The organism is Xanthovirga aplysinae, from assembly GCF_009711365.1.
GTDB lineage: Bacteria > Bacteroidota > Bacteroidia > Cytophagales > Cyclobacteriaceae > Xanthovirga > Xanthovirga aplysinae.
In genome coordinates this window covers 1-10369 of the sequence record NZ_SMMB01001178.1, presented here as the reverse complement: position 1 = coordinate 10369, position 10369 = coordinate 1, and the positions used below count along the sequence as shown (strand labels likewise).

At 37.3% G+C, this 10369-nt stretch carries 7 protein-coding genes; all 7 read right to left on the bottom strand.

The features are described 5' to 3' along the window. Positions 1-580 precede the first annotated feature (580 nt). On the bottom strand, positions 581-1117 hold the full coding sequence (locus E1171_RS15685; protein ID WP_155206994.1) for a hypothetical protein: 537 nt from the start codon (positions 1115-1117) through the stop codon (positions 581-583). A 395-nt stretch (positions 1118-1512) separates the two neighbouring features. Further along, complete coding sequence (locus E1171_RS15680) at positions 1513-3399, bottom strand: amidophosphoribosyltransferase (protein WP_155206993.1); 1887 nt, start codon at positions 3397-3399, stop codon at positions 1513-1515. Between the two features lie 5 nt (positions 3400-3404). Further along, positions 3405-4922 carry an NADH-quinone oxidoreductase subunit NuoN gene (locus tag E1171_RS15675; protein WP_155206992.1) on the bottom strand — a complete coding sequence of 506 codons (1518 nt, stop codon included), beginning with the start codon at positions 4920-4922 and terminating at the stop codon, positions 3405-3407. Between the two features lie 253 nt (positions 4923-5175). Then, positions 5176-6921: a complex I subunit 4 family protein gene (locus E1171_RS15670; RefSeq protein ID WP_155206991.1), complete on the bottom strand. Its 1746-nt coding sequence runs from the start codon at positions 6919-6921 to the stop codon at positions 5176-5178. A 43-nt stretch (positions 6922-6964) separates the two neighbouring features. Then, a complete protein-coding gene (nuoL, locus tag E1171_RS15665; protein ID WP_187696489.1) occupies positions 6965-9232 on the bottom strand; it encodes an NADH-quinone oxidoreductase subunit L in 2268 nt (755 codons plus the stop codon). Positions 9233-9238: 6 nt separating this feature from the next. After that, a complete protein-coding gene (nuoK, locus tag E1171_RS15660; RefSeq protein WP_155206989.1) occupies positions 9239-9544 on the bottom strand; it encodes an NADH-quinone oxidoreductase subunit NuoK in 306 nt (101 codons plus the stop codon). 84 nt (positions 9545-9628) lie between these two features. Next, on the bottom strand, positions 9629-10150 hold the full coding sequence (locus tag E1171_RS15655; RefSeq protein WP_155206988.1) for an NADH-quinone oxidoreductase subunit J family protein: 522 nt from the start codon (positions 10148-10150) through the stop codon (positions 9629-9631). Positions 10151-10369 lie beyond the last annotated feature (219 nt).

Here is a 10369-nt window from a genome sequence, read left to right as displayed (position 1 = left end):
ATCAATAAACCATTCTTTTTCGGTCAATAATGCGGTTTTGTCCATTTCTTCCTCTTTATCCTTATTACAAGAAAACAAAAGGAGAGAAAACGCAAATAAAATCCCAGGTAGAAGTCGTAATTTCCCAGTCATAAAACAATTTTTATTTTATAAAAATTAATTAATTAAAAAGTACAGGTACAAAATTAAATACAATTTTAAGGTAATATAACGGCAAATGAAGAATAAATCATAAATAATTTCTTTCAATATGGTAACAAAAGTACCGTACACCTTAAATAATCTAAAAACAAATTGGATTTATGATACTGAGGGATCTCTAATAAAGAAAAGTATCCTTTAATTGTTACCTATTCACTTTGTAGGGGTATTAATTGAAATGATAAGAAAGCAAAAGTGGTAATTTTATTATTCAAATAGGTTTAATTGACTTTAGCAATAGAAAAGGAATGCGTCCCCCCTTCTATTTTTGAAAAACGGATTATAAGGAATTTCCCCAAAAAGGCCAATTGGAATTTAGGAGGTACAATACCATCAAAAAAAGAGGAAAAACGCTCCCTTCAATACATTTACTATAATTCTAATGCTCAAAAAAATAATTCACTGTCGAGATACTCTGATCTTCAAGGGCAGCCATAGATCCTTTTAAATTTAGCTGCATCTCATCGAGTTGAGTAATTTCAAATTCCTGGCTAACTTCTTCTTCGGAACCTATTTCTCCACTCAAAAACAATAAATCTTCGCCCACAGAGTGAAGGGTTATTTTAGACCTGTCCTCATTAAAATTCCAGGTAAAATCAACTGTTTTAGGGACATTACTTCCGTCCTCCTGCATAACCAGGTTTGCTATCCCAGTTCCATCCCCTTCAAATTTTAGAGAGAACCCTTCCGAAAGATCAATTTTATAAGTTTGTAATATTAATGGCTGAACCATAAAAGAGATATCTTGGCCTTCCTCATTTAAAACCTGATAATTATTCAGTTTCCATTCCTTTTCTGTTAAAAGGACCATTTTGTCTATCTCTTCCTCTTTTTTTTCTTTTTCTTCTTCACAGGAAATCAGAAAAAATAAAAACAATAAGAAGAAGAACGATATTAAACGCTTTATTGTAAACATGATTTAATTCAATTTAAATAGGTGGCTAAAAATTTGCACTCCTACGAAAAAACCTTTCCTCCTAGTTTTTAACAAAAATTCTGATAAAACACTTCCATTAGTACTAATATTTAAGAGGTTATTATAACAGCGGTAATAAGTCCGCTTAAAACCCCAAATGAAAATTTAAAAAATCTTTAAAAATTTGAATTTCATCTTCCGGAATTGGTAATAGCCTATTTCCCAATTATGAATGATGAAGGCATAAAAAAGGATTTTTCTGGAAAATAGGATCAGTCTACTGAGGCAGGTTATATAAAGGAAAAAACCAAATGGACTGGACAAAGCAAATTAAAAAAGCCCATCCTTTGATAGGTGGGCTTTTTCACGAAATTATTGATATTAATTTCTAATTCTTAATAAGCTCTTACCAATTTACCTTCCATAAAGTTCACAAAGGCTTTATTCACAACCCGGTTTCCTCCTGGGGTAGGATAATCCCCAGTAAAGTACCAGTCACCTAGATGCTCCGGACAGGATTTATGTAAGTTATCCACGGTCTGATAAATGACCTCTAATTCTGCATTCAGGTTTTCTGGTTTAACGATTTGTGCAATTTTCTCAGAGATTTCCTCATAGGTGAAAGGCTCGTAAATCCCTTTTACAAAGTTCGGTTGTTCCGGATTCTCCAAAGAAGCTTTACATTTTTCGTACACTTCATCAAGTAAACCCTCCATGCCTTTCTCTTTCAATAAGGCTAGTGCAGCCCGGAAAGCGACAAATTCACCCATCTTGGACATATCTATACCGTAACAATCTGGAAATCGAATCTGTGGGGCAGAAGAAACTATCACTATTTTTTTAGGCTGCAACTTATCCAGGATATTGAGAATACTTCTCTCAAGGGTTGTTCCCCTCACGATAGAATCATCAATTACCACCAGTGTATCCTTTTGTTTTTGGATCACCTCGTAAGTAGTATCGTAAACATGAGCAACCAAATCATTTCGATGTTCGTCATCGGTGATAAAAGTTCTCAATTTAGCATCTTTGATTACCAGCTTCTCTACCCGGGGCCGAAGCGCCAACAGTTTATTTAGCTCTTCCCCTTTAATGTTTCCCTGTTCAACGGCCTTCCTTCTCTCATCACTTACGTATTCTTCCAATCCCTCGGTCATCCCCATAAAGGCTATCTCTGCTGAATTTGGGATATATGAGAAAACAGCATCTTCTAAATTAGAATCAATAGATTTCATTACTTGAGGAATAAGCAATTTTCCCAATTTCTTACGTTCTCGGTAAATTTCTGGATCAGAAGCTCTAGAGAAATAAATACGTTCAAAACTACAAGATTTCTTTTCCAATGGATCAATAAAGCGTTTTTCGCTAAAGTCACCATTCTGATCAATAATTAACGCATGACCGGCCTTTATTTCTTTAATTTCAGAATAATCAATATTAAATGCTGTCTTGATTGCTGGCTTTTCGGAAGCCACTACGATCACTTCCTCATCCTGATAATAATAAGCCGGACGAATTCCAGCCGGATCACGAGCCACAAACGAAGCCCCATAGCCAGTAACTCCAGCCATAGCATAACCGCCATCAAAATCCTTGCAAGCCCTACGCAGTACTCTTCCCAGGTCAATTTCACCTTCAATAATCTTTGAAATCTCCTGATTTGAATACTCGTATTTGTATTTATCGAAAAGTAATTGATTCTCTTCATCCAGAAAATGACCAATCTTTTCCATCACAGTTACCGTATCGTACTTTGCTTTTGGATGCTGACCCAATTTTACCAATTTATCAAAAAGCTCCTCTACATTGGTCATGTTAAAGTTACCTGCCACGGCAAGGGTTCGGCTTCTCCAATTATTTTGCCTTAACATTGGATGGCAATTTTCCACGCTATTTTTTCCGTAAGTACCATAACGCAGGTGTCCTAACCACACTTCCCCACTAAAGGCAGCATTTTCTTTTAGCCATTGAGGATCATTGGCCAGTTCACCTCCTTCTGCCTTAGCCTTCTTATACTTTTTTCCAATCTTCTTAAAAATATCTTCAATAGGCTTGGAATCAATTGAACGATATCGACTAATGAATCGGGTACCTGGCTTTACTCCCAATTTGATATTTGCTACCCCGGCACCATCCTGCCCTCTGTTATGCTGTTTCTCCATTAAAAGATACAGCTTATTAGTTGCGTAAAAAGGCGTACCATACTTCTCGGCATAGTATTCCAATGGTTTACGCAATCGGATCAAGGCGATCCCACATTCATGCTTAATAACGTCACTCATCGGGGTTAAAAGTAGTTTATATGATCGATTAGGTTTGTTAACCAGTTTGATTTTAGAAACAAAAGTAATAAAGATGTCACCAAGAGCAAAGCTAGTACTTTATTACCCACATTTAATTTCATTTTCAGACTATCTTCAGCATTTCCCTTAAAAAACATTACATAAGGAATTTTTAAATAATAGAAAAGAGAAACCACCGTGCTAATAAGTCCGGTAATAATCAGGTAAAGTAAGATAGGACTTTGTACCTCCTGATAAGATTCGGTCAAAGCTGAAAAAATCAGCAATTTAGCCGTAAAACCAGCAGTAGGCGGCAATCCCGTCAATGCAATCATTACCAGAACAAACAAGGCGCCTAGAAAGGGGATCCTTAAACCTAAACCTTGGTAATCATTAATCATCACCTTCCCTGTCTTATCCTCTACCATTTCGATTAAATAGAACGCTGCAAAATTCATTAGCATATACACAAAAGCATAAAAAAGTAAGCTTTGAATGCCAAAGGCAGAAAAGGCCAGAATACCTGCTAAAAACAAACCAGAATGACCAATGGAGGAATAAGCCATCATTCGTTTAGCATTTTTTTGCCACAGGGCAGAAAAATTCCCTACCACCATAGTTAATATAGCTAGAACACCCAGAACATCCCTCCATATGATAGATTCTGACCACAAAATGTTTTGTTGAAAAGAAATTCCTAAAAGACGTATTAACAAGCCCAGACCTGCTATTTTAGGAACAACAGAAAAAAGCGCTACAATAGGTGTGGGTGCTCCTTCATAAACATCCGGAGTCCAAAAATGAAAGGGAACAGCTGTAATTTTAAAAAGTAGACCTGCAAAGACCATAAAACTGGCAACCAATACCGGTAATTGGGGGGCTGACTGGAGGCCATTTATAAACTGGAAAGAAGTAAAGTCCAATGTCCCACTAAATCCATACCAAAAAGAAAGCCCATAAAGCATTACCGCAGAAGCTGTCGCTCCAAAGACCAGGTACTTGATGCCTGCCTCTGCACTTTTTCTTTTTTGAGTGAAATTTGCCAGAATGTAAGAAGAAATGGAAACCAACTCAATACTTAAAAAGATCATGAGCAGATTGGTTGTCATCACCATCAGGAAGGCTCCTAATAAAAGCCCAAAAACCAAGGCAAAATACTCTCCTTTTTCATGCCAATCCTTCTCCTCTTTACTCCAACTTAGAAAAACAGTTAGAATACCTGAAATCCCAAACAAATATTTCAATATAACGCCCAACCGATCCAATTGAAGCATTTGACCAAAAAGGGCTGTTGCTTCAGTTAATTGATTCCCTTGTCTATGGGTAAAAAATAAAACACCAGCTAACCCTAATAAACTGATAATTGAAAAAATACTTTTAGGAGTATTTTTAAAGATTAAATCAATTAGAATTAATAACAAAATAAAGGTTGCCAACAATAGTTCCGGCATCAATTGAGCCACACTGCCCAGCACATTCTCTAAAGTGGCATTTAGCCCCGTATAATCGAAATTCTCAAACACTTTTTCCTTAGTAAAATTTAAGGAGGCATGAGATCATGTAGATGCTACAAGAACTCTTCCTACTTTCCCGATGCTGTTGATTTCAATATATTCAGTAAGGAGTTAAACTCCCTTTGACATTCTTTTTTCTTATTCTTACCACCTCATTTATCTTTAAAAAAATGAAGGCTTTAACTGCTAGAGATCCAAAAATTTGTTACTCTTTAGTATAGGTAATGTTATATCTTCTCGGACTTTTAATTATCCAATATTATTAAGGAATTAATAGGGTTAAACTATCCCGTCCCACCACTTGGACATATTCTACCAATCGGCTCACCGACTCCCCTACAGGATCCAGGAAAAACTTAGGCATCACCCCAAAAAGAATTACCAAAAGGACCAATGGCACCAACATAAGCAATTCCCGACTAGTTAAATCGGTCAATTTGGCCTTCCAGGCCTCTTCCCTTGCCCAAAACTTCCCAAAAAACATACGCTGCAATGTCCATAAATAATAGGCAGCCCCTAAAATTAGTCCCAGAGTAGACAAAATCACCATCCACTTTGGTAAAATTCCAAATTGTATGGAAGAACTAAACGCTCCAAGAAATACCAATACCTCGGCAATAAATCCTGAAAAGCCCGGTAAACCCAATGAGGCAAAAAAGGCTATCACAACGATTACTGTAAAATAAGGCATACGACCTGCCAATCCACTATAATGCTCTATACCTCGATCGGCCGTTCTATCATAAATCACCCCTGTAATCAAGAATAGTATGGCACTTATCAAACCATGACTAAACATTTGAAACAAGGCTCCATTGATGGCTTCTGCTGTCAAAGCAGCAAACCCCAACAATACAAAACCCATATGGGAGACCGATGAATACGCTACAAGCCGCTTTAAATCTTTTTGAGCCAATGCATTGTAAGCGCCGTAAATAATAGATATCATAGCCAGTAATCCAACCCACCAGGCAAAATAAAATCCCCCTTCTGGAAACATACTATAAGCCGTTCTTAACATGCCATAACCACCGACTTTCAATAAAACACCTGCTAGAACCACCGAAATAGCTGTTGGTGCCTCCACGTGTGCATCCGGTAACCAAGTATGTAAAGGTACCACTGGCAATTTTACCGCAAAACCGATAAATAATAATAAAAAGGCCAACAAACGAGCTGAAAGACCAAAGAAAACACTTCCGCCCACTGTGCTCAAAATTGAACCAGGAATAAAGTTAGCAGTATCCATCATTGCCACCATATTAAAGGTATGCACCATATTGGAAGATGAAATCTGATTCCCCGCCAACATCTCCTGAACCTTGGCAATTATCTGAGGATTAGCTTCAGAGATATGGGAGATTAAACCTATAGAAACTGCCGTTTCCGCAGGATCAATAACGGAAATGTACAGCCCAATCATTGCCAACAAGATCAATACCGAACCTGCAAGTGTATACAAAAAGAATTTAATTGCAGCATATCCACTTCGCTTTCCACCCCATAGGCCAATAAGGAAGTACATAGGCAACAACATAAACTCAAAAAAGAGATAAAACAAAAAGAAGTCCAGAGCCACAAAACAGCCCATAATGGTTGAACTCAGAAGCAAATACAATAAAAAGTAAGCTTTTACTTTTTTAGTAAGTCTAAAAGAAGCGAGTACTCCAATAAAAAGCACAATAGCCGCTAAGATAACCATCATCACACTCAGGCCATCAATAGCTAAGAAATAATCAATGGATAGTTTCCCCAATTTTCCCAGGTCTATACTAATCCAATCGGCTTTTTCTATTAATTGAAATTCCTTTTCTACATTTACTCCTTTCAGTATTCCTGATCCAAACTCAAAAGCTTGATAAATCAATCCTGCCAAAACTACCTGAAAAAAGGTAATGCAAAGGGTTGTATACTTAAATACCTTTTCTTTATGATGAGGTACAAAAAGCAAACCCAGAGCCCCTACTAGAGGCAAAAAAATGATAAGTGACAGTAAGTGTTGTGTCATACGAAAAATACCATTACTATATAATTGCTTTTAGACAAAGGCTCTAAAAAAGCAAAAAAGCTAAAACCAGAATTAAAGAAACAAAGGTCCAAAGTACATATTGCTGTACCTTTCCTCTTTGAAAACTTTTCCCCAACAAACCTATAAATCCACTAATCCATGCCACTGTCGATACAAATCCATCTATCACATAGCGATCTATCAATACCATAAAATGAGCCAATATTATATGAAAAATACCAAAAGCATCGGAAAGCCCATTCAAAACCTTTAGCTCAAAAGATGATGCGAATTTAGCTAATTTTCCATTAAACCATTGCAAACCTAAATTAGTCCCCTCCACTACCCTTTTATCAAATTGATTTGACAGCAAGGCAAGCCTTTGATTAAATCTGGTGAACGATTGATATACATCATCCAAAAACCAATTATGATGTGAAATCTTTTGCCAAATATTTTCAGGATCACCTCTGTAAAGATAATTCCTGGTATATGAAGTCCCTCCATGATATCTTCGATAGGCCCAAAAGAACCCTAAACTTGCCAAAACTACCGTTAGAAGGAATACCAAGACTTTTAGTTGTTCTTCGGTCTGTTCTAAAGCCAAGAAATAGGTTTTAGCATCCAGACCAGGAGCTAATATTTTGGGGTAGCCAATAGCACTTAAGAACCAGGCTTCCTGTTTCAAAAAAGGATTAGCAGCATACAACACCCCAAACGACATTATCGTCAAAGTGAGAAGGGGAACCTTCATTTTTAAAGTAACATCTTTCAAATACTGTCCTGCATTTTTACATTGTTCATTTAAGCTGGGCAAACGAAATTCTCCAAAAAACACCAATAGCAGCTGTCGTCCCATATACATAGCCGTCATCATAGCTGCTAAAAAGGCTAAAATAGGAACCAGGTAATAAGCCCAATGGCCACCAGCAGCCATCACTTTAGCCCAGGATAAAGCCCCGGTCAAAATCGCATCTTTAGAAAGAAAGCCGGAAAAAAAAGGGACACCAGCCAATGCCAGGGTTGAAGTCAAATATGCCCAGAAAGTAACAGGCATCTTTTTTCTAAGTCCACCCATATATCGCATATCCTGTGCATCGAGGTGAATTTTCTTTCCTTCGTATTGTAAATTGTGCAAAACATCATGCATGGCATGAATAACGGCACCTGAAGCCAGAAACAAACAAGCCTTAAAGAAAGCATGCGTCATCAGATGAAATAAAGCGGCACTATAAGCACCTACACCCATTCCCATTACCATAAATCCCAATTGAGATATTGTAGAAAAGGCCAGCACTTTTTTAATATCATGTTGGGTAAAAGCACCTACTGCTCCCATAAAGGCGGTAAGAACCCCCACAATAGCTATGACCAAATGAACTTCCACATCTATCAAAAAGAAAACCCTGGCCAGCAAATACACACCTGCTGCTACCATAGTTGCTGCATGAATTAATGCTGAAACCGGCGTGGGACCTTCCATAGCATCAGGAAGCCATGCCATTAAAGGGAATTGGGCGGATTTTCCCATTACCCCTAAAAAGAGAGCCAAGGAAGCTATGGTCAACCAGGAAGAATCGATAGTATTTGTAATACTTTGAGTTCCTTGTTGCAAAATCACTACCCACTCTCCATTTGAAAATTGAGAATTTGCCATCAGTTGTTCAATGGCTGATAAATCAAGGGTAGAAAACTGACCCCACAAAATTAATATGCCTACCAAAAATCCTACATCCCCAATCCTGTTAACCAAAAAGGCCTTAGTGGCAGCTCGAGAGGCAGAGGTTTTTTTAAACCAAAAACCAATTAAAAGATAAGAAACAAAGCCTACCAACTCCCAAAAAATGAAAATGAGCAGTAAATTATCAGACAATACAAGAGCCAGCATGACAGCTGTAAATAACCCCAGCAAAGAAAAATACCGCTTATAATTTTCGTCTCCTTCCATATAATCAATAGAAAAGAGATGGACCAAAAAAGAAATAAATACCACAACCAATAACATCATAGCTGTAATATTGTCGATCAAAAGGCCGGCTGTAAAATTCAGGTTATAATTCTCGGAAAGCAGTTGAAACCAGGATAATCGACTATGTTGAACAGGTTGATTCCAACATTGCCAAACCACAGAGGCAGTCAACAAAACATTTAGGCCCATTAGGAAAGTGGCCAGTCGACTGGTTAAATGTCTTAAACGCTTACCCGAAAGCACTAATAATAAAAAGGAAAAAAAAGGCAAAGCCACCACCAACAGAGCTGTTTCAGTAGCTGAATTCAGGGGCAAGTTATGTAATAGCTCTCTACTGTTCACTTCCAATTATCCTTTTAATTCACTCACTCGATCCAGACTAGTGGTTTTAAAATAATGATAAACCCTTAAAATTATGGCCAGTCCTACAGCAGATTCTGCGGCTGCCAGGACAATCACAAATATGGCGAAAAGTTGTCCTTGAAGCATATTCGGATCATATTGACTAAAAGCCACCAAATTAATATTGGCAGCATTAAGAATTAACTCTATGCCCATCAAAACCACAATAGCATTTTTCCGGCTAACTATTACTGCTATGCCAATGGAAAACAATATTGCTCCAAGAATTAAAAAATGCTCTAGTGGAATCATAATTTTTTATTAAGAATTAAAAATGAAAAATTAATTATCAGGTGAGACAAAAATTATTCATCATTAATTATTCAATATGCATTATCATTTTTTCCTTCTTGCCAGGAAAGCTGCTCCTATTAATGCCAATAATAACAATACAGCTATTACCTCAAAAGGCAGTACAAACTCTCCCATGGTTCTTATACCAATCAACTTTACAGTGGCCCTTATTGGGGGTTCTGTTTTTTGGGCATCTTGCACCCATTGAAGGGAGGCAAAATTAGCTTGTATAATGGCATAAAACAAGACCATAAATAAAGCAATGGCTGTCAAATAGCCGGACCATTTATTATATACACCAGTGGTGACAGGTTGACCTGACAACCTATTGGTCAACATAATTCCAAAAATCATGATTACCAATATTCCCCCAATGTACACTAGGATTTGAGTTACTCCTACAAAGTCAGCGGCTGCAAAAACATAAATAGCCGCTACTCCAAAAAAGGTTACAACCAATAAAAGAGCTGCATAAAAAACATTTCTTGTAAATAAAATGCTTAAGGCAGACAAAACTGTTACCCCTGCAAAAGCATAAAAAAGTAGCTGAACCCAATTGCCCATTATAAGGTTTTAAAATTTTTTGATGTCTCTTTATTCTTCAGAAATAATTTAAAATAAGCTACGCTCAGGGCTCCTATGCCCCTTTATCACCCATTTTGCAAAATTAGTGGTTCATGAGAGTTCCTCCGGGTTTTCTCCCTCCTCTTTTTTCGGTTTTGCTTTAGGCCTTATCACAGGTCGAGGGCGAGCAGTTGCCTTTGGTTTAACTGTTTTCCCTGT